The organism is Arthrobacter sp. R4-81 (assembly GCF_054792365.1).
Map to the genome: position 1 here is coordinate 195,651 of NZ_CP096445.1, position 25,941 is coordinate 221,591.

26 protein-coding genes and 2 tRNA genes are annotated in these 25,941 nt (G+C 60.0%); 11 read left to right on the top strand and 17 right to left on the bottom strand.

What is annotated here, in order from left to right; translation table 11 throughout:
• The first annotated feature begins 25 nt into the window (after positions 1-25).
• Entirely contained in the window at positions 26-1,945 is a 1,920-nt protein-coding gene (pknB, locus tag M1E05_RS00990) for a Stk1 family PASTA domain-containing Ser/Thr kinase (RefSeq protein WP_461164177.1), read from the top strand.
• A 96-nt stretch (positions 1,946-2,041) separates the two neighbouring features.
• Here pknB and M1E05_RS00995 read toward each other — a convergent pair whose 3' ends face one another.
• The 3 genes from M1E05_RS00995 to M1E05_RS01005 are packed head-to-tail and all read right to left on the bottom strand — an operon-like array spanning position 2,042 to position 3,625.
• Entirely contained in the window at positions 2,042-2,680 is a 639-nt protein-coding gene (locus tag M1E05_RS00995) for an aminodeoxychorismate/anthranilate synthase component II (protein ID WP_458112600.1), read from the bottom strand.
• Positions 2,677-2,847 (bottom strand): hypothetical protein, encoded by a 171-nt coding sequence (locus M1E05_RS01000; protein ID WP_461164178.1) that lies wholly within the window; start codon positions 2,845-2,847, stop codon positions 2,677-2,679. The genes M1E05_RS00995 and M1E05_RS01000 overlap by 4 nt, the downstream gene beginning before the upstream one ends.
• A gap of 1 nt (position 2,848) precedes the next feature.
• Complete coding sequence (locus M1E05_RS01005; protein WP_461164179.1) at positions 2,849-3,625, bottom strand: class E sortase; 777 nt, start codon at positions 3,623-3,625, stop codon at positions 2,849-2,851.
• A gap of 173 nt (positions 3,626-3,798) precedes the next feature.
• Here M1E05_RS01005 and M1E05_RS01010 point away from each other — a divergent pair, with 173 nt between their 5' ends.
• Positions 3,799-4,050, top strand: a complete 252-nt coding sequence (locus M1E05_RS01010) for a cell division protein CrgA (RefSeq protein ID WP_247041683.1) — start codon at positions 3,799-3,801, stop codon at positions 4,048-4,050.
• A gap of 46 nt (positions 4,051-4,096) precedes the next feature.
• Positions 4,097-4,702 carry a DNA-3-methyladenine glycosylase I gene (locus M1E05_RS01015; RefSeq protein WP_461164180.1) on the top strand — a complete coding sequence of 202 codons (606 nt, stop codon included), beginning with the start codon at positions 4,097-4,099 and terminating at the stop codon, positions 4,700-4,702.
• Positions 4,703-5,430: 728 nt separating this feature from the next.
• Here M1E05_RS01015 and M1E05_RS01020 read toward each other — a convergent pair.
• Together M1E05_RS01020 and M1E05_RS01025 are read right to left on the bottom strand one after the other, a co-directional pair.
• Positions 5,431-6,315 (bottom strand): rhomboid family intramembrane serine protease, encoded by an 885-nt coding sequence (locus tag M1E05_RS01020; RefSeq protein ID WP_461164181.1) that lies wholly within the window; start codon positions 6,313-6,315, stop codon positions 5,431-5,433.
• Positions 6,316-6,325: 10 nt separating this feature from the next.
• The gene (locus tag M1E05_RS01025; RefSeq protein WP_458112594.1) at positions 6,326-6,871 is read right to left on the bottom strand and encodes a peptidylprolyl isomerase; all 546 of its coding nucleotides are present in this window, start codon (positions 6,869-6,871) and stop codon (positions 6,326-6,328) included.
• 154 nt (positions 6,872-7,025) lie between these two features.
• Between M1E05_RS01025 and M1E05_RS01030 the strand changes: the two genes are divergently transcribed.
• Both M1E05_RS01030 and M1E05_RS01035 read left to right on the top strand, forming a co-directional pair.
• Positions 7,026-8,012 carry a hypothetical protein gene (locus M1E05_RS01030; protein ID WP_458112593.1) on the top strand — a complete coding sequence of 329 codons (987 nt, stop codon included), beginning with the start codon at positions 7,026-7,028 and terminating at the stop codon, positions 8,010-8,012.
• A gap of 123 nt (positions 8,013-8,135) precedes the next feature.
• Positions 8,136-9,008, top strand: coding sequence for a glycosyltransferase family 2 protein (locus M1E05_RS01035; protein ID WP_461164182.1), 873 nt, complete (start codon positions 8,136-8,138; stop codon positions 9,006-9,008).
• Positions 9,009-9,029: 21 nt separating this feature from the next.
• Here the strand turns inward: M1E05_RS01035 and M1E05_RS01040 are convergent, their stop codons facing one another.
• From M1E05_RS01040 to dnaA, 12 genes are all read right to left on the bottom strand, one after another.
• Entirely contained in the window at positions 9,030-9,938 is a 909-nt protein-coding gene (locus M1E05_RS01040; RefSeq protein ID WP_461164183.1) for a DMT family transporter, read from the bottom strand.
• An 80-nt stretch (positions 9,939-10,018) separates the two neighbouring features.
• Positions 10,019-10,094 (bottom strand) — tRNA-Ala (locus M1E05_RS01045).
• Positions 10,095-10,166: 72 nt separating this feature from the next.
• Positions 10,167-10,283 carry a DLW-39 family protein gene (locus tag M1E05_RS01050; protein WP_309107949.1) on the bottom strand — a complete coding sequence of 39 codons (117 nt, stop codon included), beginning with the start codon at positions 10,281-10,283 and terminating at the stop codon, positions 10,167-10,169.
• A gap of 59 nt (positions 10,284-10,342) precedes the next feature.
• Positions 10,343-10,416, bottom strand: a tRNA-Ile gene (locus tag M1E05_RS01055).
• Positions 10,417-10,500: 84 nt separating this feature from the next.
• A complete protein-coding gene (locus M1E05_RS01060; protein ID WP_458112591.1) occupies positions 10,501-11,151 on the bottom strand; it encodes a DUF3566 domain-containing protein in 651 nt (216 codons plus the stop codon).
• On the bottom strand, positions 11,148-13,880 hold the full coding sequence (gene gyrA / locus M1E05_RS01065; RefSeq protein WP_458112590.1) for a DNA gyrase subunit A: 2,733 nt from the start codon (positions 13,878-13,880) through the stop codon (positions 11,148-11,150). The genes M1E05_RS01060 and gyrA overlap by 4 nt, the downstream gene beginning before the upstream one ends.
• A 59-nt stretch (positions 13,881-13,939) precedes the next feature.
• Entirely contained in the window at positions 13,940-16,027 is a 2,088-nt protein-coding gene (gene gyrB / locus M1E05_RS01070; RefSeq protein ID WP_458112589.1) for a DNA topoisomerase (ATP-hydrolyzing) subunit B, read from the bottom strand.
• A 423-nt stretch (positions 16,028-16,450) separates the two neighbouring features.
• Positions 16,451-17,017, bottom strand: a complete 567-nt coding sequence (locus tag M1E05_RS01075; protein ID WP_458112588.1) for a DciA family protein — start codon at positions 17,015-17,017, stop codon at positions 16,451-16,453.
• Complete coding sequence (gene recF, locus M1E05_RS01080; RefSeq protein ID WP_461164184.1) at positions 17,010-18,206, bottom strand: DNA replication/repair protein RecF; 1,197 nt, start codon at positions 18,204-18,206, stop codon at positions 17,010-17,012. Before recF ends, M1E05_RS01075 begins: the two co-directional genes overlap by 8 nt.
• A gap of 36 nt (positions 18,207-18,242) precedes the next feature.
• On the bottom strand, positions 18,243-19,127 hold the full coding sequence (gnd, locus tag M1E05_RS01085) for a phosphogluconate dehydrogenase (NAD(+)-dependent, decarboxylating) (RefSeq protein ID WP_461164185.1): 885 nt from the start codon (positions 19,125-19,127) through the stop codon (positions 18,243-18,245).
• Between the two features lie 27 nt (positions 19,128-19,154).
• Positions 19,155-20,279 (bottom strand): DNA polymerase III subunit beta, encoded by a 1,125-nt coding sequence (dnaN, locus tag M1E05_RS01090; protein ID WP_458112585.1) that lies wholly within the window; start codon positions 20,277-20,279, stop codon positions 19,155-19,157.
• A gap of 536 nt (positions 20,280-20,815) precedes the next feature.
• Positions 20,816-22,237, bottom strand: a complete 1,422-nt coding sequence (gene dnaA, locus M1E05_RS01095; protein WP_461164186.1) for a chromosomal replication initiator protein DnaA — start codon at positions 22,235-22,237, stop codon at positions 20,816-20,818.
• 464 nt (positions 22,238-22,701) lie between these two features.
• Here dnaA and rpmH point away from each other — a divergent pair, with 464 nt between their 5' ends.
• From rpmH to rsmG, 6 genes are read left to right on the top strand one after another with little or no spacing between them, the layout of a single operon-like run.
• The gene (gene rpmH, locus M1E05_RS01100; RefSeq protein WP_062008104.1) at positions 22,702-22,839 is read left to right on the top strand and encodes a 50S ribosomal protein L34; all 138 of its coding nucleotides are present in this window, start codon (positions 22,702-22,704) and stop codon (positions 22,837-22,839) included.
• 40 nt (positions 22,840-22,879) lie between these two features.
• Positions 22,880-23,290, top strand: coding sequence for a ribonuclease P protein component (gene rnpA / locus M1E05_RS01105; protein ID WP_309107940.1), 411 nt, complete (start codon positions 22,880-22,882; stop codon positions 23,288-23,290).
• The gene (gene yidD, locus M1E05_RS01110) at positions 23,283-23,678 is read left to right on the top strand and encodes a membrane protein insertion efficiency factor YidD (RefSeq protein ID WP_458112582.1); all 396 of its coding nucleotides are present in this window, start codon (positions 23,283-23,285) and stop codon (positions 23,676-23,678) included. The genes rnpA and yidD overlap by 8 nt, the downstream gene beginning before the upstream one ends.
• 16 nt (positions 23,679-23,694) lie before the next feature.
• Positions 23,695-24,663: a membrane protein insertase YidC gene (yidC, locus tag M1E05_RS01115; RefSeq protein WP_458112581.1), complete on the top strand. Its 969-nt coding sequence runs from the start codon at positions 23,695-23,697 to the stop codon at positions 24,661-24,663.
• Entirely contained in the window at positions 24,664-25,230 is a 567-nt protein-coding gene (locus M1E05_RS01120) for a Jag family protein (RefSeq protein ID WP_458112580.1), read from the top strand. It abuts the gene before it with no gap.
• Positions 25,231-25,249: 19 nt separating this feature from the next.
• Positions 25,250-25,900, top strand: a complete 651-nt coding sequence (rsmG, locus tag M1E05_RS01125; RefSeq protein ID WP_458112579.1) for a 16S rRNA (guanine(527)-N(7))-methyltransferase RsmG — start codon at positions 25,250-25,252, stop codon at positions 25,898-25,900.
• Positions 25,901-25,941: the final 41 nt, after the last annotated feature.

A 25,941-nucleotide genomic window follows, 5' to 3' on the forward strand; every position in this document is an offset into this window, starting at 1 on the left:
CAGAACTGTGTCAGACTCGCCCCGCATGCCGTCACACCGGGAGGACAGCCTCCCGGTGGATACCCAGCGCGTCCTTAACGGTCGTTACGAACTCGGCGAGCTGATTGGCCGGGGCGGCATGGCCGACGTCTATCGCGGGATTGATACCCGCCTTGGACGAACTGTTGCGGTCAAACTTCTGCGCCCTGACCTGGCCAGGGATCCCCAGTTTCAGGCCCGTTTTAAACGCGAGGCGCAAGCAGTCGCTGCCCTGAACCACTCTTCGATCGTTGCTATCTACGATACGGGCGAGCATGCAGTGCCGGGCGGCCCGGAGGACACCGTGAGGGTGCCGTACATCGTTATGGAGTACGTCTCGGGCAAGACCATCCGGGATCTAATCCGTGCAGATGAAGTCACCATCGACCAAGCAATAGATTTCTCCTTAGGCGTCCTGTCCGCACTGGAGTACAGCCACAAAGCGGGTATTGTCCACCGTGACATAAAGCCCGCCAACGTGATGTTCTGCACCAACTCCAGTTCAGTCAAGGTCATGGATTTCGGTATTGCCCGGGCCATGGCGGACTCGTCGGCCACAATGACGCAAACACAGGCCGTAGTGGGAACAGCGCAGTACCTGTCGCCCGAACAGGCGCGTGGTGAAACGGTGGATGCTCGCAGCGACCTGTATTCCGCGGGCTGCCTTCTGTATGAAATGCTCGCCGGGCGGCCCCCCTTCATCGGGGACAGTCCTGTCTCGGTGGCCTACCAGCACGTCCGGGAAATTCCTGAGCCTGTGAGCACCCTTAACCCGGACGTCACTCCTGCCCTGGACACCGTTCTGGCCAAAGCGCTCCAGAAGAACCGGGCGGATCGCTTCCAGGATGCTGCTGCCTTCCGTCGCGCCCTGCGTGCTGCACGCAACGGCGTGGCCGTGCCCGAACTCCTTGCAACTGAGGCGCCAACTGATCCGAACCATACCGTTCCCCTTACGGAGCGGGCTGTTGAGACCACAGCCTTATCCCTCACTGGCGCCAAGTTCCTCGACGAGTCGCCCAGCGGCAGGATCAGGCCTTTGAGTGACACCTCCGGAGAAGAAAGCGCCGTTTCGGTCAGCTCTGCCGCAGCCTACGATTCGCGCGGGGCAGCGGAACTGCCGCTCAACTTTGAACCGGAACGCGAGCGTACGCCGAGGCAGAGATCCCGGCGTCGAACGTGGATCGCCACTTTGGTCATCTTCACCTTGTTGGTGCTGGCTGGCGGCGGTGCGTGGGTTTACAGCATTGTTAATCAGCCCCCACCTCCGGTAGCTCAGGTGGATATCCCGGCGGTGGCTTCGCTGACTGAGTCTGAAGCCCTGCAAAAGCTCTACGGCGCCGGCTTGAGTCCGCAGATCAAACGCGTCCAGCACGACAACATTGCCAAGGGACTCGCGATCGGAACAGTTCCGGCTGCCGGGACGTCCTTGGATCCCGATTCAGATGTCATCCTGAACATTTCCGAGGGTCCCAGTGCCGTAAAGATCCCTGAAGGCCTGGCGGGGAGAACGGAGGCTGCAGTGCGGGACGTCCTCCGCCAATCTGGCCTTGCAGGGGCACCGGCAACCACCATGGCCAATAGCGCCACTGTTCCTGCGGGGATCGTCATCACCACCAATCCTGCCCCGGGGCAAGTGGTGGCAGTAGGCAGCACAGTGGAGATCGTGGTCTCCACTGGAAAGGTTTCCATGCCGGAACTGCGTGGATTGCCCAAGGCCGAGGCTGAGGCGGCACTGAAGAACCTCGGTCTGGTGATGGCGCTTCGGGAAGTCGAAAATTCCCAGGTTGAACCCGGGCGAGTGACGGAGCAAAGCGACCCGCTGAACGCTCTCGTAGAACAAGGCAAAACAATAACTGTGACCGTGGCGAAGGCCGCACCGCCACCCACGCCGAGCCCCACGCCGTCGGCCACGCCTTCCAAAAAGTAGGACCGTCCACTCAGTAAGCCGGCGCAGCCAGAGCAGGCCGATAAGTTGGCCACACCCTCTGGGCAGGCCGGCCCGCAGGCCTCAGTGCTTGAGGCCTCAGTGCTTAATGAGCGGGCTCAATTTCCCGGCACGAGCGGCAGCCCCGGTCATTCCCAAGGACTCCAGCCAGTTCCCCAGCATCTGGTATCCGCCTTCTGTCAGAACGGACTCCGGGTGGAACTGCACCCCGCTCAAAGGCGCACTCCGGTGCCTCAGCCCCATGATCACACCCGTTGCTGTTTCGGCAGTGATTTCCAGGACGTCCGGAATGGTCCCTCGTACCGCTGCCAGGGAGTGGTAACGTGTGGCGGTGACCGGAGACGGCAGACCCAGGAATACGTCTGTCCCGTGATGTTCAACCAGCGAGGTCTTTCCATGCATCAGCTCAGGTGCATGGGTTACTGTTCCGCCGTACGCTTCGGCAAGGGCCTGATGGCCCAGGCAAACTCCGAACATGGGCTTGCTTTGATCTCCGCACCACTTGATCAGTTCAATGCAGACACCTGCCTCAGCCGGGGTGCCGGGGCCGGGGGAGACCAGTACACCGTCACGGGTCTCAGCCAGCTCAATGGCCTCGGCGAGGGTGACGTCGTCGTTTCGGACCACCGTGGTTTCCGCCCCCAGCTCCTGGAGATAACCAACCAGGGTGTAAACGAAGCTGTCGTAGTTGTCTACGACGAGGATTTTGGTAGTCATGGCTGGGTTCCTGAACCAATCGTTGAGTCGGTGAACTGGGTGAACTGTGAGAGCCAGGGAAACAGAAACTGAACCATCAGGACCACTGCCGCGGCGGCGAGCACCAGCGATGTCAGGATGCGCAGCCACAGGGGCCCGGGAAGGTGGCGGAATAACCAGCCGTACACCTTAACCCTCCCCGAGGGCTTTGGCCACTTGCGCGGCGATTTCGGCCGGCGGTCCTGCCGAGGCAGGTTGCCATCGTTCGAGCACGGAGTAAGCGATGATGCGCTCCTGCGCCCCGAAGCGTGGGTTGCAACTGGTCATGGTCAGGAAGCTTTCGGTCGGTGTTGCCGCGGGTTGGGCCGGTACTGGCAGGAGAACGTCCGTGCTGGTGGGCAACACAACCTGGTTGTTACGGAAAACGTAGACGTAGTATCCGTCCTTCGTTTGGACGTAGATCTTGTCCCCGGGAACGAGCGTATGGATGTTGTCCAGTACCGCGCCGTGGGTTTGCCGGTGGCCTGCCACCGCAAAATTCCCCACGGCTCCCGGCATGGACGTGTTCTTATAGTGGCCCAGTCCAAGGGTATCCAGGACATCGGTGGACGTACCCTGGACGATCGGCCGGGTGTAGTCGGCTCCGAAGCGGGGAACGTACATGATTCCGATTGTTCCGCCATGACTTGGAGGCTCCGAGACCACCGGCGGTCCATAATCTGCCGGATTCGCAGGCGCTGCAGATGCGGGAGCGGGCGGTCCCAGTTCCTGGACGAAGTTCTTTATTGCTTCGCTCTGTTTGGCATCGGACTCGACGTTGGTCCACCACAGTTGCCAAGCCACGAACAGCAGCAGAACGACCCCCGCCGTAATGAGCAGCTCACCCAGGACCTGGACAGCGGTGCGGAGAACACCGGCGCGCGGCGGTGGCACAGCAACGCGCGTCTCCTTCTCCTGCAGCAGCACTGATTCTCCCCTTCGGCGTGAGCGGCGGCACCGGCTCCGGCTGAATTACAGCTAGAATTGGCTGCTAGTAAGAATTCAAACGTGACCAAGAGGGCACTGACCGCCGACGTTTCCTCATTGCAGGATACCAAGCCAAGGGCGCCACTCTTGATTCAGCCCGCCAAGGAGGACCCGTGCCCGAGTCGAAGCCACGCAAGAGGACTGCATCCGCGGCACAGCCAGCAGCAGCGCAGGCCTACAAGCCAAACCCGGTGTGGTTCAAGCCTGTCATGTTCGGCCTGATGATCATCGGGTTGCTCTGGATCATCACGTACTACATCAGCGAAGGCGCCTTTCCTGTCCGCGAGTGGGAGTCGTGGAACATAGTTGCCGGATTTGGCATCGCCATTCTCGGCTTCCTCATGACCACGCGCTGGCGTTCCTGAACACCTGACGTGTCCGTCCACATCCTTGGACGGGGAAAGCTGAAGCATGACTGCTGAGGGCAACGGCACCGTCGTCGGCGACGACGGACTGGCGCGACCCCCGTGGGCGGCCAGCGACCCGCTGCTGCGGGAGTACTACGACACCGAATGGGGACTTCCCGTTCGGGATGAGCAGGGTCTGTATGAGCGCATCAGCCTTGAAGCTTTTCAGGCCGGACTCTCCTGGGCAACCATTCTGCGGAAACGTCCGGCTTTCCGGGCAGCCTTCCACAACTTCCACCCCGAGACTGTCGCGGCTTTCACGGAGGCCGACGTCGAACGGCTGCTGCTGGATTCCGGAATCGTCCGGAACCGGCTCAAGATCCGTGCCGCCATCACGAATGCCCAGGCCACCATTGCACTAAGGCCCGACGGCGGCCTGGTGGACTTAGTGTGGGGTTTCAAACCTGCAACGACACCCCAGCCTGAGACGCTCGCAGAGACCGCCTCGACGTCGCCTGAATCAATCGCCCTGTCCAAGGCCCTCCGCAAGCGCGGATTTGTGTTCGTTGGACCAACCACCATGTACGCCCTGATGGAAGCCATCGGGATGATCGATACCCACCTTGTGGACAGCCACAGGAGAGGCTCCTCGGGCATCTGGAGTTCGTAACCACGGCCCTCCGTAAAAGCCGTGACGGTTCGCTGAAATGCTTACCCCGTTTGCTGTGGGCAAAGTTATCCACACTGTGCATAAGCTCTGGCCACCATGTGTGATGGGCCCCTGATAGAAGCCACAACTCTGAAGTTCCGGCACGTGATCACATTTTCCTGAGTTATTAACACTGTGGATTCACCTGTGGATATCCAAGGAGCTTCTGAAAACTTTCCAGCGGTGCGGGCTACGGTACTCTTATCCACAGAAGTTCCACAAAGTTATCCACAGTTGGGGATAACGTCTACTGGTATCCGCTACTCACCTCTATGTTCCGCCTACTGGCAGGGAATGCCCCGAACCGGCTGACAGCCCGCGTTATTAACACCTGTGCATAACGCTGCGGATTCGAGCTCCAAGGCATCCTTGGAATATTCACAAGGGAGCTTGAAGGCGGGAGAAGTTGTCCACTTAACAACAGTTGGAGCGTCCCTACTTATCCACAGTTGGGGACAAAACTGCCTGCCACTCGTGGAAAACCGCCAGCAACGGGCTTCTGTCCCGCCCAAGAACCTGAACTACAGCCATGTAAGTTACTCACAGTGTGGATAAGTCCTGTGGAAAAGTTGCATTGAACCGGCAGTCCGTCTATTCCCACTCACATCGGCCGGATAATCAGAGCCACAAAAAACCCCGGTGGCCGAAGGCCACCGGGGGATAAGTGCATCTTGATTGGGTGGGTGAACTTAAGCCATTGCCACCCGGAACCAGGACAGGGCCACCAGAGCCGCCAGTACCAGCACAAGTCCAGCGGCGTGCAGGAGCCCCCGCCGCTTGCCCTTTGGTGCATACGCAACAGCGGCGGCGCATGCCGCACCCGTCACGAGCCCACCCAGGTGAGCCTCCCACGCAATGCCCGGGACAATGAATCCAATGACCCCGTTGATTGCGATCAGGACCCAGAGTTGCCTTGTATCACCGCCACGATGCCGTTGAACCACCAGCATGGCGCCGAAGAGTCCAAAGATTGCGCCCGAAGCACCGACCACGGGTACGAGACCCTGCTGTCCGGGTATCAAGATGGGATTGAGCAGCAGATAACCAACGGATCCACCAACGGCAGAGAGGAGATAGATGGCGAGGAACCGGGCGCGGCCCAGCAGCGGTTCCAACGCTTGGCCGAACATCCACAGCATGTACATGTTCAACACAATGTGGAGGATAAACCCGGGGGAATGCAGGAAGGCCGCCGTCAGCATCCGCCAGGGCTGAAATTGTCCGTATTCCGGGCTGATGAAAAAGTTGTTGTACGCAAACTGCCTGATGACGAACTGTCCGGGAACTACCCACTGCAGCACGTACACCAATGCACAGACCGCGATAATCGCGAACGTCACCAACGGCCGGCCCGTGGCAACGGCGCCGCCATAAACGGTTCTGACACCCGGCGTCGTCCGTGCTGTTTCGTTGACGCAGTCAACGCATTGGAACCCGACGGCGGCCGCCCGCTGGCACTCCGGACACGCAGGCCGGCCGCAGCGCTGGCACCTGACGTAAGAAGGCCTGTCCGGATGCCTGGGGCAAACCGGGATCTGGGCGGACGGCTCGGCCGCCGGTATTCCGTAACTCATGGGAGCTGAATCAGAGCTGTTCGATGTCGATGCTGTTGATGGTGACGTCCTCGACGGGACGGTCGCCCATGCCGGTGCGGACACCCTCGATCGCGTCAACCACCTTCTTCGATTCCTCGTCAGCAACTTCACCGAAGATGCTGTGCTTGCCCTGCAGCCAGTCGGTGGGGATGGTGGTGATGAAGAACTGTGAGCCGTTGGTGCCCTTGCCCATCTGGATTCCGGCGTTGGCCATGGCCAGCTTGTAAGGTTCGTTGAACGTCAGTTCAGGATGGATTTCGTCGTCGAACTTGTAACCCGGTCCACCCACGCCGCGTCCCAGCGGATCGCCGGCTTGGATCATGAAGTCCTTGATGATGCGGTGGAAGATGGTGCCGTTGTACAGCGGGGTACCGGTCTTGTCCTCACCGGTTTCGGGGTGCGTCCAGGGCTGCTCGCCCGTTGCCAGTCCGACGAAGTTCTTGACGGTCTTAGGCGCGTGGTTTCCGAAGAGGTCGACGACGATGTCGCCGAGGCTCGTGTGAATGGTTGCTTTTGCAGTTGCGATGGCAGTCATAAAGCCATTCTTCCATGGTGGGTCCGGGTGCAAAGAGTCTGGAAGGGAGTTCCGCGCTGGGTGAAATCCGTCGGAATTGCCAGTGAAGAATAGCCGGTGAGGTTCAATCCACGTAGGCTAACGAAAGAACCGCCACATTAATCGGGAGGTAGTTGTGAAGAAATCGGATCGTATTGCCCGCGACGTGGAGCACTCAGTGAGCTCCGCAGTAGAGAATGCCAAGGACTGGGCCGGCCCCCGCGTGGAGGCTGCGGTGGACTGGGCAGTTCCCCGCCTGCAGCATGGCATTGACACCGCCTCTCCCAAGATCCAGGAAGGGTTGAAGTCGGCGGCCCATAACCTGGCCGACGGCGTTGCCACCGTCACCCCCCGTATCCAGGATGGCCTGGCCACCTTGGCGCCGAAGATCCATGACGTAGTAGAGGGCGCTACTCCGCGGCTTCACGAGGCTCTGGATAAGGCCACCCCCGTTATCACCAATGCCCGCGACCGCGTTGTTGTGGAATACCTGCCGCGACTTTCAGACCAGATCGGCCAGGCATCCGAAGTCGTCCATCGCACGTTGGAGAATGCTCCGGCACGGGTGGACGCAGTGGCACAGAAGCTCGGTGACGTGGGAATTGTTCACACCATCCAGGAGCAGGCGCAGACCACCAGCCACCAGCTGAAGGCCGCCGCTGCTGAAGCCACACGCGCCGTCACGAAGGAAAAGGCCGCAGCCCCGAAGTCAAAGAACCGCGGTTTGCTGATCTTCGGAGTGATCGCTGCCGCCGTAGCAGCCGGTGTCGCGGCCTGGAAGGCTTCCAAGCCGGTGGAAGATCCCTGGAAGACGCCCACCCCTGTTGGCACCGCCCCGGTGACACCTGCTCCGGTTCCCGCGACGTCCGTGGGGGATGCCCTTGCCGATGGCAAACATGCAGCAACCGGTGTGGTGGCAGATACTGGTGAGGAAGTTGCCGACGTCGCTGACAAAGCAGCCGCCTCCTCAAGCGGCGTTGCCTCGGCCGCTGGTGACGCCACCGAGGCCGCCAAGGACGCCAGTGCCAAGGTGGCCACGGATGCCAAGACTGCTGTGAAAAACATCGCCGCCGGTATGAACACAAACGGAACCAGTGAAGCGGAAAAGCCCACAGAGAAGTAACTGACACCACCCGCGCAGCGGGTGGAAAGCAGGAAAGGGCTCCGCCGAGGCGGGGCCCTTTTTGCACTCGGCTACCGTCCAGTACCGGCCGAGGACAAACCTATCAGTGCTAAATTTGGACTGATGTCACCCGATAAAGCCCCCGAGGATACCTCGAACGCTGACCCCCTGCCGAGCGTTTCCATCGTTATCCCGGCCTTCAATGAGGAGAGCGTCATACGGCAATGCCTGATCGCTGCCGTATACCAATCTGTTCCTGCCGACGAAATCATCGTGGTGGACAACAAGTCCAAGGACCGCACAGCCAAGATCGTTCGGCAGATGCAGCTCGAATATCCCGAGAGTCCCATCATCCTCCTCAGTCAACACAAGGAACAGGGCCTGATCCCCACCAGGAACTTCGGACTGGATCACGCTCGGAGCGACATTCTGGGCCGTATCGATGCGGACTCGGTCCTCGAGCCTGACTGGGTGGAACAGGTTCAAAAAGCGTTCCAGGACCCGTCCGTCCAGGCCGCAACTGGCCCCGTGGTCTACTACGACATGCCCATGCGCCGATTCGGCCTCAAGGCCGATGACAAGATGCGCCAGCTGATGCTCAAACTGGCCAAACACCAGTACCACTTCCTCTTCGGCTCCAACATGGCAATGCGCCGCTCGGCGTGGGAAACCATCCGCGAGGAGACGTGCCGGGACGAAAAAGATGAAATGCACGAGGACATCGACCTTTCGCTCCACCTGGCAGACCACGAACTCAAGGTTCAGTACTGGCCCCAGATGGTGTCCGGAATGTCGGCCCGGCGCCTGGAGGATTCGCCTCGGGACTACCGCTACTACGTAACGCGCTTTGACCGCACCTATAAAGCGCACAACGTGAAGAAAATGGCCCTGAAGGCTCCCATGGTGGTGTTCTTCTCGGTCTACTTCCCGGCCAAGCTGCTGCGGGCTATCCACACAGTAAATACTGCCCAGCCCAAGACCCGCGGAGGCCAATAGCCCTCGCGGGCATTCCCCGGATCAGTCCGTACCAAGTTCCGCGAGCCGGGGCACTGCTTTCCGGGCCGAACTGCGCTGTCCTGCGACGACGACGGCGAGGCCCACCAGGATCAGAGCCAGGCCGGCGTAGGTGCCGGCGGGCAGCGTCTCCGCCAGGAACAGGGCTGCCAGCAAAGCTGCGCCCGGGATCTCGAGCAGGATGATCATCGATACCAACAGGGGACTCATGGTCGCCAACAAATGGTTGAACGCGGTGTGGCCCACCAACTGCGCGCAGACTGTGATGGCGGCGATACCCAACCAGCCGGCAGCTTCGAACCCGATGAGAGGCTGGCCGGAGAACAAGGCCAGCACTGCTACCACGGCGGCACACATTCCATAACAGAGGGTTGTGTACGAGCCTGTGGTCATGGTCTGCCGGACCTTTCCTCCAGCTAGGGTGTACAAGCCTGCCAATGCACCTCCAGCGACTGCCAGCAGGTCTCCTGCCAGCGCCTCCGGTGAACTTCCCATATCGAAGCCCGTGATCGCAACGATGCCAACAAAGGCAATCGCCAACCCTGCCAGCACAGTCCAGCTGTGTCTGATTCCGCGGAACAGCTGAAAGACAGCAATCCAGGCGGATTGCAGGCAGACGAGGGCTGTGGCAGCGGCCACCGACGTCAGCTGGAGGGACGTGATGAAGCAGGCGAAGTGCAGGGCCAGAGCAACCGCGGCAATAAGGCACCAGCGGAACTCGGACGCCTTGACCCGCCCCAGCTCGCGCGGATCCCGGACCATTACCGGAGCCACCATGACAACGGCACCAATTGCATTGCGCCAGAAAGCAATGGCAAGAGCACTGACAGTTGTGGCACCAAGGGTCGCGGCGATGAGCGGTCCTGAGGAGGCTACGCCGAACACCCCAAGTGCCGCGATAAGAAACGTCACTTGCCCACTGTAGCCCGGCCGATCACGGCCAATGGTTAAAGCAATAAGTCCCGGCCGTTGCTGGCCGGGACTCATTCTTATGGTGGAGGCACGGGGACTCGAACCCCGAACCCCCTGCTTGCAAAGCAGGTGCGCTACCAATTGCGCCATGCCCCCATAAGAAGCAACCCGTCAATCATACCCCAGTTCCAGGAAGCCTTTTGCCAGCTTCCGGACCGGGTGTCCGTGCTAGTCAACCGTATCGGTTGATTCGCTCCAGACTGTTTTCCGGGCTTCGGATTCCTGCACTTTCCTGTAGAGCAGGACGCCTGCGACCGCCGCTGCAACAACCAGCAACTTCTTCACATGCACCCCGTTCCGACTCAGTTTTACCTGAATCTTTCCTTGAACCTGTGCAGGTTCCGTGGGCGTACCAGGACTTGAACCTGGGACCTCTTCGTTATCAGCGAAGCGCTCTAACCGCCTGAGCTATACGCCCCGATGCCTCATCGGGCCGAGATATGACTTTACAGCACATCCCGGCCCGATCTCAAATCGAGACTTTGGGGTGGAAAATCAGCTCTTAATCGTCCGTCAAAGTGACGCCGATACCGCCCACCAGGGTGGCCGAGATGTTGTAAAGCACCGCGGACAACATGGACAGTGCAGTCAGAAGGACCACATTCACGACGGCGATGATCGTCGCAAAGGACGCCACCTGTCCCAGGGATGCGACCTTCTTCAATTCAAAGCCGCCGCCTTCGGAACCGGCCAGGGTGCCCAGCAAGCTGTCCACCTGATCGAAGATACCTGTGAGGTCAAGCACGGTCCACAAGACAATTGCCGCGACCACGGTGACAATACCCAACGCTACGGACAGCAGGAAGGCCATCTTCAACACGGACCAAGGGTCAACCTTGCTGACGAGAAGCCGGGCCCTGCGGACCTTTGCCTTCGGAGCAGGTTTGATGAGCCCCGCCGTGCTTTGGCCGGACCGCTGGCCCGGTGCAGCCGCACGCTGCCCTGCTGCAGGACGCTGGCCGGGGGCTGTGGGGCGCTGTCCGGGAGCGGCAGGACGCTGACCTGGAGCGGGAGGCCGCTGCGCCGGCGCACCTGGTGTGCTGGGTCGTTGCTGCGGACGCACTGGGGCATTCACCCGCGGAGCGGTCACCGGCTGACGGGTTCCGCCTGGAACGCCGCTGCTCGGATTGGGATATGAGTCGGAATTACTCACTCGTTACCTCCGGTAGTGTCTTCGTCCAGCACATCCTCGTCCGATTCAGCATCGGACGGCAGGGACAGTACTGATTCTGCTTCTGCGGATCCCTCATGTGATCCGTTATCTTCAGCCAACGTTACGTCATCAGCGGCAATAGCCAGAGTTTCCCCCGCGCCGTCAGCGAGGCTTCCGGCTTCGTCAGCGTCCTCATCCAGGGCGCCGTCCTCGGCCTCAATACCTCTTTCACTGTTCCTGGCTACCTCGATGATGCGGTCATTCTTGTCAGGCTTGGCAAAGATCACACCCATGGTGTCCCTGCCCTTAGCCGGGACGCCCGCAACGGAGGACCGGACAACCTTGCCGCCCTCCATGACCACCAGAACCTCATCCTCTTCCTGAACAATCAGGGCGCCGACAAGATCGCCTCGTCCTTCTGCGAGCTTAGCCACCTTGATGCCAAGGCCGCCGCGGCCCTGAAGGCGGTATTCCTCGACAGCCGTGCGCTTGGCATAGCCGCCGTCGGTGACGATGAATACGTAGGATCCCTCGGTGATGACGTTGGCAGCGAGGAGTTCGTCGTCCTCACGGAACTTCATGCCCGTAACTCCGGATGTTGCCCGGCCCATGGGCCTCAGGGCATCATCAGTCGCCGTGAAGCGGATGGACTGGCCCTTGCGTGAGACCAGCATCAGATCATCTGTTTCCGAAACCAGCTGTGCCGATACCAGCTCATCGCCGTCGCGCAGGTTGATGGCGATAACACCGGCGGAACGGTTGGTGTCGTAATCCTCCAGCCGCGTCTTCTTCACAAGTCCGCGCTTGGTGGCCAGGACCAGGTACGGCGCATGCTGGTAGTCCTTGAGATCCAGGACCTGGGCAATGTTTTCGTCGGGCTGGAACGCCAACAGGTTGGCCACATGCTGGCCCTTGGCGTCGCGGCCGGCTTCAGCCAGCTCGTAGGCCTTGGCACGGTAAACACGTCCCAGGTTGGTGAAGAACAAGAGCCAGTGGTGGGTGGTGGTGACGAAGAAGTGCTCCACGACGTCATCGCCGCGCAACTGGGCACCCTTGATTCCCTTGCCGCCACGTTGCTGGGAGCGGTAGTTGTCACTGCGGGTGCGCTTGACGTAGCCGCCGCGCGTAATGGTGACCACCATTTCCTCTTCGGGGATGAGGTCTTCCATCGACATGTCGCCGTCGAATCCCATCAGGATGTGGGTCCTGCGGTCGTCACCGTGTTTGGCTACGATCTCGGCCAGCTCGTTGCTGATGATCTCCCGCTGACGCTCCTCGGAGGCCAGGATGGAGTTGTACTCGGTGATGAGGGCTTCAAGTTCGGAGTGGCGGTCCTGGATCTTCTGACGTTCCAGGGCTGCGAGCCGGCGGAGCTGCATGTCCAGGATGGCGCGCGCCTGGAGTTCGTCGATGTCCAGCAACTGCATCAGCCCATCGCGAGCCGCTTCCGTTGTGTTGGACGCCCGGATCAGTGCGATGACTTCGTCGAGCATATCCAGCGCCTTCAGGAGTGCACGCAGGATGTGCGCTTCCTCCTCGGCCTTGCGCAGGCGGTAACGCGTGCGGCGGGCGATGACATCGAGCTGATGGGTCACCCAGTGGCGGATGAAGGCATCCAGGCTCAGCGTCCGCGGCACGCCATCGACGATGGCCAGCATGTTCGCAGAGAAGTTGTCCTGCAGCTGCGTGTGCTTGTAAAGGTTGTTCAGCACCACCTTCGGCACGGCGTCGCGCTTGAGCACAATAACCAGGCGCTGACCCGTGCGTCCCGAGGTTTCATCACGGAGGTCAGCGATTCCCTGGATCTTGCCGTCCTTGACCAGCTCAGCGATCTTGATGGCCAGGTTGTCCGGGTTGGCCTGGTAGGGCAGCTCGGTGACTACCAGGCAGGTTCGTCCCTGGAGTTCCTCCACGTTGACCACGGCACGCATGGTGATGGAACCCCGGCCGGTCCGGTAGGCGTCCTCAATACCCCGGTGGCCCAGAATCTGCGCGCCGGTGGGGAAATCTGGGCCCTTGATGCGCAGCAGCAGTTCCTCGAGGAGTTCCTCTCGGCTGGCCGTGGGGTTGGCCAGGTACCACTGAACACCGTCGGCAACTTCGCGGAGGTTGTGCGGCGGGATGTTGGTGGCCATGCCGACGGCGATGCCCGAGGAGCCATTGACCAGCAGGTTGGGAAACCGCGCCGGCAGGATAGTGGGTTCCTGGTTCTTGCCGTCATAGTTGTCCTGGAAATCGACGGTTTCCTCGTCGATGTCCCGGACCATTTCCATGGCCAGCGGAGCCATTTTGGTTTCCGTGTACCTCGGAGCAGCTGCGCCGTCGTTGCCGGGCGAACCAAAGTTACCCTGGCCCAAAGCCAGCGGGTACCGCATGGTCCAGTCCTGGATCAGGCGGACCAGAGCATCGTAGATGGCCGTGTCACCGTGCGGGTGGTACTGGCCCATCACTTCGCCGACTACGCGGGCGCACTTGTTGAAGGAGCGGTCCGGGCGGTAGCCGCCGTCGAACATTGCGTACAGAACCCGGCGGTGGACAGGTTTGAGGCCATCCCGCACGTCGGGGAGCGCGCGACCGACAATGACGGCCATGGCGTAGTCAAGGTAGGACCGCTGCATTTCCGTCTGCAGGTCCACCTGCTCAACACGGTCGATCAGCACATTGCCCTCAATAACGGGTTCCAAGGCGTCACCGGACTCGCCGGGAACTTCGGGTGTTTCATCACTCATGGTTCGTTAATTCCGTTTCAGGTATATGTCGGTTCAAGAATAATCAGGGCCTAAAAGGTCTAGATATCGAGGAACCTGACGTCCTTGGCGTTCTGCTGAATGAAATTCCGGCGTGATTCAACATCCTCGCCCATCAAAACCGAGAAAGTCTGGTCGGCCGCTGCTGCATCCTCCATGGTTACCTGGAGCAGTGTTCGCCGGTCCGGGTCCATGGTGGTGTCCCACAACTCGGTGTAGTCCATTTCGCCCAGGCCCTTGTAGCGCTGGATTCCGTTGTCCTTCGGAATCCTCCGGCCGGCGGCCTGACCGGATACCAGCTTGGCGTCGCGTTCCCGGTCGCTGTAGACGTAGTCGTGGGGAGCGTTGGACCATTTGATCCTGTACAACGGCGGCTGCGCCAGATACACGAAGCCGTTTTCAATCAACGGGCGCATGTAGCGGAAGAGAAGCGTCATCAGGAGGGTGGTGATGTGCTGGCCATCAACGTCAGCATCCGCCATCAGGACGATCTTGTGGTACCGAAGCTTGGCAAGGTTGAAGTCTTCGCCGATGCCTGTGCCGAAGGCAGTGATCATCGACTGCACTTCGTTATTGCCGAGTGCCTTGTCCAGCCTGGCGCGTTCAACGTTCAGGATCTTTCCGCGAAGCGGCAGGATGGCCTGGGTTTCGGGGTTCCGGCCTCGCTTGGCCGAACCGCCTGCTGAGTCACCCTCCACGAGGTAAACCTCGCACTTTTCCGGATCCTTCGAAGAGCAGTCGGAAAGCTTTCCCGGCATGCCGAATGATTCCAGGGGGCTCTTGCGGCGCGCATTGTCGCGTGCTTTGCGGGCAGCCATGCGCGCCTGGGCGGCGGAAATGGCTTTGCGGATCACGTCCCGGGCAGGGCCAGGGTTCCGCTCCAGCCAGTCCCCGAGTTGGTCCGTGACCACGCGCTGCACAAATCCCTTGACCTCGGAATTTCCCAGCTTGGTCTTGGTCTGGCCTTCAAACTGGGGCTCTGCGAGCTTGACTGAAATGACAGCCGTCAAGCCTTCGCGGATGTCGTCACCCGTAAGGTTTTCTTCTTTTTCCTTGATGATGCTTTTTTCACGGGCGTAGCGGTTGATGAGGGAGGTCATTGCTGCACGGAATCCCTCTTCGTGGGTGCCGCCCTCATGGGTGTTGATGGTGTTGGCGTAAGTGTGGACGCTTTCGGAGTACGCTGTGGTCCACTGCATGGCCATCTCGACGGCGATGTGCCGCTCTGTGTCCTCGGTCTCGAAGGCGATGACGTCCTCGTGGACTACATCAACCTTCTTGCTGGAGTTCAGGTGCTTCACGTAGTCAAGCAGGCCGTCGTTGTACTGGTAGACCACCGTGCGGTGCTCAGCAGCGATTTCGCCCTCGGTAACGACGGTATCCAGGTTCAGGTCCCCGGCCTCGTCAACGCCGGCAGCGGCCTGGCGTTCATCCGTCAAGGTGATGCGAAGGCCTTTGTTGAGGAAGGCCATCTGCTGGAACCGGGCGCGCAGGGTCTCAAAATCAAACACCGTTGATTCGAAGATGCCGGCATCCGGGTAGAACGTTTGAGTCGTTCCGGTGGTGTCGGTTTCTTCGCCTTTCACCAGTCCGCCCTGGGGCTTACCGCCGTCAGCGAAGGACATCCGCCAGACATGGCCCTGCCTGCGGACCTCTGTATCCACGCGGCTCGAAAGTGCGTTCACCACGGAGATGCCCACGCCGTGCAGGCCACCTGATACTGCATACCCGCCACCGCCGAACTTGCCGCCGGCATGCAGGATGGTCATAACGACCTCCACGGTGGGCTTCTTTTCCGTAGGGTGCATGTCAACCGGGATGCCGCGGCCGTCGTCCACTACCTTGACGCCGCCGTCGGCCTGCAGTGTGATCTCGATGTGCGTGCAATAACCAGCCAGCGCCTCATCGACGGAGTTGTCCACCACTTCGTACACAAGATGGTGGAGGCCCCGGAGGCCGGTTGAACCGATGTACATACCGGGCCGTTTACGAACCGCCTCAAGGCCTTCGAGGACAGTGATGTCGCTGGCGCCGTATTCCCTTGGAGTCGCCTTCTCCACCGGTGTATCCGGATTAGGAATCTCTTCTGCGAACTCCGCTGTCAGGGTTTCTGTATTGTCGTTAGACACAGGCGCTTTCGACTCCTCTGTAATCGATGATGGCCGGCCGTTGCCCTCTCCAAGGGAGATTGCAGCCGCCAACAGGCACGTCACTGTTGACGCCGGCTACTCGGCTGACTGGCCGACCGCCCCCCCGCAACGCTGGAACACGCAGGAAAACGGACTCAGTCAACGCTTCACCGGCGTCCAGTTATCTCCGACCATTCTACCGTGTAACCGCGCTCAATCCCGCATTTGGGCGCCCCGTCCGGACCCAAGCTGCCCACGAGAAGCCATTGATCCATGCTGGAAGGGCCGAACACTCCACCGAATGGGTGCCTATACGGCTTGGGGCCTTTGAAGCGCCCTACACGCCGTTTGTGCATTTTTCAAGAGTCTGGACAGCGGCCTGGGGCACCAATCATGCCGGTACGGCCACACAACGCATGTTGCTTATCCGTAGGTATCGCGCGGTCCGCGTCCGTTCACAGTGCGTCCGCCCTTGCGCCAGCTTGGCGCTGCCGGGCCAAGTACCTTGATGCTTGTCACCACTCCATCGCCCAGTTCGGTCCGGAACTTCTCCAGCAGACTGATGCTGAGGAGGCGAAGCTGGGTTGCCCAGGCCGTGGAATCGCATCTGACGTGCAGCGTGGTATCAGTAAAACTTTCGGGCGTGCAGTGCGCAGAAATCTCCGGGCCGACGAGGGTGGCCCATTCAGCCATGACTGAACCCACGGCCACGGGGGAAGTCCAACCGCGTTCGGCGACCAGCCGTCCCACCACTTTGCCGAGGCCTAAAGGATCGCGGCCTGTTCCGTGGAACTGGGTGAACCCTCGGGTTCCCCTCTCGCTGCGCCCTGGTTTCTGCAGATTGCCGCCGGCGCGGGGAGCGGCACGTCGGATTTCGCCCCTGGCGGCCGCGGCTTCCCTCATCCGATTAAGTGCCACCTGGGCAGCATCGATTTCATCAGGGTCGCGGCCCGGTTGCAGGCCGCCGGCACTCTTGTCGTCCCTATTCATCGATTCCTCCTGGGATGACTTTCACCCGCCGCCCAGTCAACTCTTCCGGAATATCGGCGTCGACGGCGGCTGTAACCAGCACTTGCTCGGCGCCGCTGACGATTGCAGCCAGTTTACGCCGACGCTGTACATCCAGCTCGGCAAAAACGTCATCGAGAATAAGGATGGGGGCGGACCCGCCTGTCCGGGTGTCATCCAGCATCACGTAGTACGAAGCCAACCTCAGTGACAGGCACATGGACCAGGTTTCCCCGTGGGAGGCGTATCCCTTCGCCGGTGCCTCACCAAGAACCAACTCCAGTTCGTCCCGATGTGGCCCCACCAGCGAGATTCCGCGCTCAAGTTCCTTGCGGCGCGAAGCGGCAAAGGCTTTAACGTAGCGGTCGGCCAGTTCATCAACCGACAGGGTCCCCAGGTCCTCAGCCGCAAGCCCGGACTCCGCAGGGGCGGTTTCCGAAACTGAGGTGGCGCCGTCGTCGTCCAGTTGATTCAGCAGTGTTGAGCGATAAACGGCTCCTGCCGCTTTTGACCCATCGGTCAGTTGCTCGTAGGCACTCCTCAGATGGGGCCGGAGCCGCTCAACGAGCTCCAGCCTGGCATGCAGGAGTTCAGCGCCGGCCCTCGCCATATGCTGATCCCAGACATCAAGTGTTGCTTCATGCCCGGACGAGAATCTGCCAGTCCGGGCAGACTTCAGGAGGGCGTTGCGCTGTTTCAGCACGCGGTCGTAGTCGCTGCGGGTTCCAGCATGACGAGGCGAAAGGCTGACGAGAAGTTCATCTAGGAAGCGACGGCGGTTTGAAGGGTCACCTTTGACCAGCGCCAGGTCTTCGGGAGCGAAGAGGACTGTCTGGCAGATTCCCAGCAGATCCCTGGAGCGCACCGGGTTGCTGCGGTTAATTCTTCCTCTGTTTGCCCGGCTGGCGTTGATCTCAAGCTCAAGGACCGTTGACTGATCACCCCGGACCAGCTTTGCCCGGATCAATGCCCGGTCTGCACCGAAACGAAGGAGCGGACCATCCGAGCTCACGCGGTGGGAACTGAGAGTGGCGAGATAACCGATGGCTTCCATCAGATTCGTTTTTCCGATGCCGTTGGAACCCAACAGCACGGTGATCCCTGGTTCTAAGGTCAGGTCCACCTGGGCATAGCTGCGGAAATCAGTCAGGGAAAGGTGCTGTAGGTACACGCTTTTTTCAGAATCCTTGGGGGCGGCGTACCACCCTTATTTGGCCGGGCGGGTGGCGTGGCCGCCAAACTGTTGGCGCAGGGCGGAAACCATCTTCATAGCCGGAGAGTTGTCCTCCCGGGAGGAGAAGCGCGCAAAGAGAGCTGCCGTAATTGCAGGTGCCGGGACAGCGTTCGCAATTGCCTCTTCAACAGTCCAGCGTCCTTCGCCTGAATCCTCGACGTAATCATCAATGGAGGCCAGGCCTGGATCTTCGTCCAGGGCTTTGACCATGAGGTCCAGGAGCCAGGAGCGCACCACTGTGCCTTTTTGCCAGGCACGGAACGTGCCGGGCAGATCCGCGACGATATCCTTGGCCGCGAGCAGTTCGTAGCCTTCGGCGTAAGCCTGCATCAGGCCGTATTCGATCCCGTTGTGCACCATCTTGGCGTAGTGCCCGGCTCCCACCCCGCCCACGTGAACGAAGCTGTCGGCGCGTTCGCCTTCGGGCCGCAGCGCATCAAAAACCGGCATGGCCCGTTCGATGTCGGCCGCGTCGCCGCCGGCCATCAGGCCGTAGCCGTTCTTCAGTCCCCACACGCCACCGGACACTCCGCAATCAGCGAATTGAATGCTTTTTTTGGCAAGGGAAGCCGCATGCTTCTGGTCTTCAGTGAAGCGGGAGTTTCCGCCGTCTATGACCAGGTCTCCGGCTTCCAGCTTGTCCCTGAGGTCCGTGATTACCGAATCTGTAATCTCGCCGGCCGGAACCATAACCCAGATAATCCTCGGTGCAGGTACGGCTGCGATGAGCTCATCGACGGACGCTACATCGGTAATCTCGGGGTTTCGATCCAGACCTGTGACTTCAATGCCGCCCTGACGAAGCCGTTCGCGCATGTTGAAACCCATTTTGCCAAGGCCGATTAGTCCGATGTGCATGGGAAACCCTTTTCTGCGCTGATGGTTCTAGTTGGGAAGGCGTACTGGCATCACGAGATACCGGTAGTCATCCTGGTCTTCGCCGTCGGCCTCGCGTTGAGCCGTGATCATGGCCGGCTTGGGGGCGGTCGTAAAGGAGAACCGGACAAACGCCGTTTCAATCACGCTCAGGCCTTCCACCAGATAATGCGGGTTGAAGGCGACGGTGATGTCCTCTCCCGTGAGCTGCGCTTCAAGTTCTTCGGAGGCCTGCGCGTCCTCGCCGGTGCCGGCGTCGAGGTTCAGCAGCCCCTGGCTGAAGGCAAGCCGCACCGGAGTGTTCCGCTCTGCAACCAGGGAAACACGACGGACCGCTTCAACAAGCTCCTGAGTCCGCACCGTTGCGTAGATCGGCGTGGTGTCGGGGAAAAGTGAGCGGATCTTGGGGTAGTCACCATCAACCAACAGGGACGTTGTGGTGCGTCCTCCGCTTTCGAAACCGATAAGCCGGCTGTCATCGTCCGCCAGGGCCAGGTTGATGTCACCGCTGCCGCCAAGGGTCTTGGCTACTTCGTTGAGGGTTTTGGCCTTGACCAGTGCACTCGTGGAGATGCCGGGAGTGACCGGCTTCCAGGGCACTTCGCGCATGGCTAGACGGTAACGGTCGGTTGCCAGCAGCGTGATGAGGTCGTCTTCAATTTCCATCCGAACGCCAGTGAGGATGGGCAGAGTGTCGTCTTTGCTCGCAGCGATAATCACCTGTGAAACGGCCTGGGCGAAGGCATCTCCCGAGACTGTGCCGCTGATGGCGGGCAGGGCTGGGAGGGGCGGGTACTCAGCCTCCGGCATCGTCGCAAGGTGAAAACTGCTGCGACGGCATGTGAGCGTGACCTTGTTGCCGTCAGTCTCGATGTCCACGGGAGCGGACGGAAGGCTGCGGCAGATGTCTGCCAGGAGCCGGCCGGAGACCAGGATGGTTCCTGCGTCCGTGATATCTGCAGCGATCTCGAGCCGCGCGGAGGTTTCGTAATCGAAGCTCGACAGGCTGACGGTTCCGGCTTCGGCCTTGAGCAAAAGTCCGGAGAGTACGGGGACTGGCGGCCGCGGAGACAACGATCGGGCTGTCCATGTGACGGCTTCTGCCAGGACGTCCCGTTCGACTCTGAACTTCACGGAAGGGTGCCGCCTTTCATTGCTGCTGTCGTTTCTGATCGGGAGCTCCAGGCTGAAGGTCCCCAAACCCATGTGCCCCCACCGCCGGACCTGCATGGTTTTCACATGGGCCACCACAGAAAGTCCCAAGGATGGGAGCGCTGCTGACAGCTTAGCCCGAAGATCCGGGATTAACCCATCCCCGGTTGGCGTCATGGTGGTTCAAGCAGGGGGTTTGGCGTCCGGAAGGGACAGGTCAGGAAATTGTTGTTTGAGGGAATTTCAATTTTTTGGGATTAGTAGTGTTAATAACTGCTGTGGAAACTGTGGATAACCTGATCCTGCGGTGTGGTTCCGCTGTTCTGCCCTGTTCATGGATTGTGGGTGGAGCAGGTTTTAAACAGGGTGTGGATGGGGACAACTTTTTCGGCTGTTTCGCTGATCCACAGATGGCTTAAGGGTTTTAAGCCCATCGACCGGGGTTGTCCCCTTAACTATCCACAGGCTTATCCACATGCCCCTGTTAATAAGGTAGGAGTTGCGGACGTCGGTCCCGGTCAGGAGTTGCGCTGCTGCTGCTTAATCCGGTTGGTCAGTTCGGTGACCTGGTTGTAGATCACACGCCGCTCGGCCATCAGTTCGCGGATCTTGCGGTCGGCGTGGATCACCGTGGTGTGGTCGCGGCCGCCCAGCTCCTGCCCGATTTTGGGCAGGGACATGTCGGTCAGTTCGCGGCAGAGGTACATGGCGATCTGGCGTGCGGTCACCAGAGTCCGGGTGCGGGACTTGCTGCAAAGTTCTTCCATGCTGAGCTTGAAGTAGTCAGCTGTCTGGGTAAGGATCTGGCTCGACGTGATCTCCTGGGCGCCATCGTCGGTGATCAGGTCCTTCAGCACCATTTCGGCAAGGCCTACGTCAACGGGCTGGCGGTTGAGGCTGGCGAAGGCAGTGACGCGGATGAGGGCGCCTTCCAGCTCACGGATGTTGCTTGAGATCTTGGAGGCGATGTACTCGAGGGCATCGTCCGGCGCGGATAGTCCCTCGCTCAGTGCTTTCTTCCGGAGGATTGCAATACGCGTCTCAAGTTCGGGTGGCTGGATATCCGTAAGGAGGCCCCACTCGAACCGCGATTTCATCCGGTCCTCAAACCCTGCCAGCAGTTTGGGCGGCTGGTCAGAGGTGATGACAACCTGCTTGTTGTTGTTGTGCAGGGCGTTGAACGTGTGGAAGAACTCTTCCAGCGTCCGGTCCTTCCCCGCCAGGAACTGAATGTCATCAATGAGCAGGACGTCGACGTTCCGGTACGTGGTCTTGAAGCTTGTGCCCTCATCGTCGCGGATGGAGTTGATGAAGTCGTTCGTGAATTCCTCGGAGTTCACGTAGCGGACCCGGATCCCGCTGTACAGGCGCCGCGCGTAGTGGCCGATCGCGTGGAGGAGGTGGGTCTTACCCAGACCGGAATCGCCATAGATGAAGAGCGGGTTGTATGCCTTGGCGGGAGCTTCAGCCACGGCTACCGCAGCGGCGTGGGCGAAGCGGTTGGAGGAACCGATCACAAACGTGTCAAAAACATACTTCGGGTTCAGGCGGCCGAATTCGTGGGAAGTGCTGGGCAACATGGGCTGCGGTTTGAGTTCCACGGCCGCATCAGCGGAGAGGGAAAGTTCGACGACGGGTTCCGGTTCCCTGTGGAGGGGAACCAAATCTGTGTCGACGTCGATCGCGCAGCGGATGTCATCGGAGAAGACATTGCGGAGGGCGTCGTCGAGCGCATCTTTCACCTGGGTCTGGAGAACTTCACGGGTGAGTTCATTGGGAACAGCAACCAGGAGGGTGGAGCCGATAAGCCCTTGTGCCTGGGCGAGGATAACGAAGCCACGTTGCCGGGGTGACACCCTGTGGTCCTGTTCCATCAGCGTGACAACACGGCGCCAGGAACTTCCGACAGTATTCGCGTGGTTGGCTTCGTCTACTGTCATGGATGGTTCCCTCAAACTTGCTTGCCTGCATTACCTGCAGCCACAAGCGTGAAACCAGGGTTCTGGTTCAGCTTCATCCACAGGGTTATACACAGACCGTGGATAATCGGCTACTGGGCCACTCTAGGGGATGAAAAGGCCAGAAGATAGCTGGGAAGTGCCTTGTGGATAATTACACCGTTGTTGTTCAAAAACCGGCCTTGTGACCCACTTCATCCACAGGCAGAAACAAGGGGTTAACCACAGTTGGGGACAGCCTTGCTTGTACCTTCCAGTTTGACTGGGGGTGGCTTTTTGCCCTAACGTTGTGAAGTCCTTTGTGTCCGCTTTTCGACCTCATTGAACCTCCCGGCGCCGTGCGCATCAGGAGCTGAGAGCAGCGGACATATACAAAACTTAGCGTCGGCCAGTTCTTCCCCTTTTTGATCGGGTGGGCGCACCTTTGATCCACTGGAGTAACTAACGTGAGCAAGCGGACTTTTCAGCCGAATAACCGCCGTCGAGCCAAGAAGCACGGCTTCCGCCTTCGTATGCGTACCCGTGCCGGCCGCGCCATCCTGGCTGCCCGCCGTGGCAAGGGACGCATCGAACTGTCGGCCTAAATACTGACTCGTCGGTCAACATCCCTGTGCGAGTTTAAAGGTGCTAGCCACCAGGAACCGTCTGAGGACTTCAACCGATTTTTCAAATACTGTACGTTCCGGCGCCCGCAATGGACGCCGGAACGTAGTGTTATATACGGTAGCTATTGCTGCCGATGAACCCAGCCGGTTCGGATTCATCGTTTCCAAGAGTGTCGGGAACGCTGTGGTCAGGAACCTCGTTAAGAGGAGACTGAGAGAAGCGGCTGCTTTGTCGTTGCAGGAATATCCTGCCGGTTTCGCGATTGTGGTGAGGGCTCTGCCTGCATCCGCAACCGCGAGCTGGGACCAGTTGTCGGCAGACTACAAAGCCGCTCTGGAATCAACCATGAAACGGCTGGATGGCCGCCTTTCCCGGGCCGCTTCAGCGGCTTCAACCGAGATCCAACAGGAAGGGACACCGCGTGCGTAAGCCTAGTGCCGCCGTCGTCCGTTCCATTTCAGTCACAGCGCTGCTGCTGGGCCGGTTCATTTGGGATCTGCCCCGGAACGTCCTCATCGTTCTGCTCAAGGCCTACCGCAAGGTGATTTCCCCCCTCTACGGTCAGGTCTGCCGATTTTTTCCTTCCTGCTCGGCCTATGCCCTGGAAGCAATCACCGTCCATGGCGCCGTCAAGGGAAGCTGGCTTGCTGTCCGCCGTCTTGGGCGCTGCCATCCATGGAATGCCGGTGGTGTGGACCATGTCCCCGCCGGCCACCGGGAATGGCCTGAAAACCAGACCCCCACAATTGTTGTGCTGAATAATCCGGATAAGTACCTGGCTGCTCAGACAGATGGAGAAGGCCGCGCTGCGGCCTGACGAATAGGGATATCGTATGGACTTCTTTGAAACAATCATGTTTCCGTTCAAGTGGCTTGTGTCCGTCATTATGGTGGGCTTCCACGAGGGCCTGAGCACCATTGGGCTGCCGGAGGCCTCCGGCTGGACCTGGACGCTGTCCATCATCGGGCTGGTGCTGGTCATTCGTGCCGCCCTGATCCCAGTGTTCGTCAAGCAGATCAAAGCGCAGCGCGGCATGCAGCTGCTCCAGCCTGATCTGAAGAAGCTCCAGGACAAGTACAAAGGCAAGACCGACCAGCTTTCCCGCCAGGCCATGGCGCAGGAACAGATGGCGATGTACAAGAAGCACGGAACCAACCCGTTCTCGGCCTGCCTGCCCATGCTGATCCAGATGCCGTTCTTCTTTGCACTCTTCCAGGTCCTCTCCGGAATCAGTTCTGCCCGGGACCAGGGCAAGGGCATGGGGGCGATGAGCCACGACCAGGTGCTGCAGTTTGACGACTCCACCATCTTCGGGGCGCCGCTCTCGGCAACACTGCTGCACAATCCCGAGGGCAACGTTGTTGCCGTTTATGTCCTCTCAATCGTGATGATTCTGGCCATGACTGCCTCGCAGTTCATCACCCAGAAGCAGATCATGGCCAAGAACATGTCTGAAGAAGCCATGGCCAGCCCCTTCATGCGCCAGCAGAAGATGATGCTGTACATCCTGCCGATCGTTTTCGGTGTCGGCGGTATCAACTTCCCGATCGGTGTCCTGATCTACTGGACCACCACGAACCTGTGGACGATGGCCCAGCAGTTCTTTGTGATCCGCCGCATGCCGACGCCGGGTTCCCCGGCCGCAAAGGCCCTCGCCGAGCGCCGTGCCGCCAAGGGTCTGCCCGCCCTGCCCATCCTGGGCGGGAAAAAGGTCGAAGCCGAAGCCGCTGCCGCCGCTGCCGTTGTTGAAGCCAGGAGCCAGCGCGTCCAGCCACAACGTAAGAACAGGAAGAAGAAGTAAATGTCTGTCGAAAGCACCGAACAATCCACGCCCGTTGAGGCTGTTGAAGACCAGGACGATGCGCAGAACGACGCCGGGAACCCGGACAAGGGGTCTTCGGCAACCCGTCTGGAAGAAGAAGGCGACGTCGCAGCTGACTACTTGGAAGAGCTGCTTGATATTGCGGACATCGACGGTGACATTGACATTGAAGTCCGTAACGGACGTACCTATATCTCCATCGTGGCTGAGGATGATTCGTCCGGCCTGGAGAGTCTTGTAGGCCCTGACGGAGAAGTGCTGGAAGCACTCCAGGAGCTGACCCGGCTTTCGGTCCTGTCCGCTACAGAAAATCGTTCGAGGCTCGTCCTGGATATCAACGGATATCGTCAGGAACGTGCCGGCCACCTTCAGAAAATTGCTGAAGACGCGGTCGCGTCAGTCAAGGAATCAGGCAAGGCAGTGGCCCTGGAACCGATGAGTGCCTACGAACGCAAGATCGTGCATGATGCAGTAGCCGATTTGGGACTCGTCAGCGAGTCCGAAGGTGAAGGCGCGGGCCGGCACATCGTTGTGTCCGCCGACTAAGACTTCCGGCTGACTCATCATGGTTGAACTGACCGAAACTGAACTCAAGGCTGCCGTTGCCATCTTTGGGGAACGCCTGGATCTCGCCAAGAGGTATGTGGAGCACCTTGCCACGTCCGGCACTGAACGTGGACTGATTGGTCCGCGTGAAGTTCCTCGCCTGTGGAGCCGTCACGTCCTGAACTGCGCTGTGATCGAAAGCGAAATTTCGCACGGAAGCCACGTTGCCGATGTGGGAAGCGGTGCTGGACTTCCGGGCCTGTGTCTTGCAATCGCCAGGCCTGACTTGGAACTGACGCTCATCGAACCTCTTGAGCGGCGTGTGATCTGGCTGCAGGAAGTCGTGGATGATCTCGGTCTGGATAACGTCACAGTGATGCGGACACGGGCCGAGCTGGCCGTAGGAATGGTAACTGCCGACGTCGTTACCGCCAGGGCTGTCTCCGCGCTGTCAAATTTGGCCGGGCTCACCATCCCGCTCCTTGCAGGGCAGGGCGAAGTAGTGGCCATAAAAGGCAGAAGTGCTCACGAAGAGATTGATAAAGCCGCCAAGGTCATCCGAAAACTCGGAGGCGTTGAGACGTCGGTTGTAGTTGTAGGGCAGGAACTCCTGGAGGAGCCCACAACCGTGGTGCGAATCATCGTGAAGTCGGCTCAAAAGATCGCCTAGTCGCTGGCAATGCGCCATTCGTCTGGAGGGGTAAGCAGTTA

Coding starts and splice junctions, on each gene's coding strand:
- pknB (WP_461164177.1), top strand. CDS start 26: ATGCCGTCACACCGGGAGGACAGCCTCCCGGTGGATACCCAGCGCGTC.
- M1E05_RS00995 (WP_458112600.1), bottom strand. CDS start 2,680: ATGACTACCAAAATCCTCGTCGTAGACAACTACGACAGCTTCGTTTAC.
- M1E05_RS01015 (WP_461164180.1), top strand. CDS start 4,097: ATGACTGCTGAGGGCAACGGCACCGTCGTCGGCGACGACGGACTGGCG.
- M1E05_RS01020 (WP_461164181.1), bottom strand. CDS start 6,315: ATGAGTTACGGAATACCGGCGGCCGAGCCGTCCGCCCAGATCCCGGTT.
- M1E05_RS01025 (WP_458112594.1), bottom strand. CDS start 6,871: ATGACTGCCATCGCAACTGCAAAAGCAACCATTCACACGAGCCTCGGC.
- M1E05_RS01035 (WP_461164182.1), top strand. CDS start 8,136: ATGTCACCCGATAAAGCCCCCGAGGATACCTCGAACGCTGACCCCCTG.
- gyrA (WP_458112590.1), bottom strand. CDS start 13,880: ATGAGTGATGAAACACCCGAAGTTCCCGGCGAGTCCGGTGACGCCTTG.
- M1E05_RS01075 (WP_458112588.1), bottom strand. CDS start 17,017: ATGAATAGGGACGACAAGAGTGCCGGCGGCCTGCAACCGGGCCGCGAC.
- gnd (WP_461164185.1), bottom strand. CDS start 19,127: ATGCACATCGGACTAATCGGCCTTGGCAAAATGGGTTTCAACATGCGC.
- dnaA (WP_461164186.1), bottom strand. CDS start 22,237: ATGACAGTAGACGAAGCCAACCACGCGAATACTGTCGGAAGTTCCTGG.
- yidC (WP_458112581.1), top strand. CDS start 23,695: ATGGACTTCTTTGAAACAATCATGTTTCCGTTCAAGTGGCTTGTGTCC.
- M1E05_RS01120 (WP_458112580.1), top strand. CDS start 24,664: ATGTCTGTCGAAAGCACCGAACAATCCACGCCCGTTGAGGCTGTTGAA.
- rsmG (WP_458112579.1), top strand. CDS start 25,250: ATGGTTGAACTGACCGAAACTGAACTCAAGGCTGCCGTTGCCATCTTT.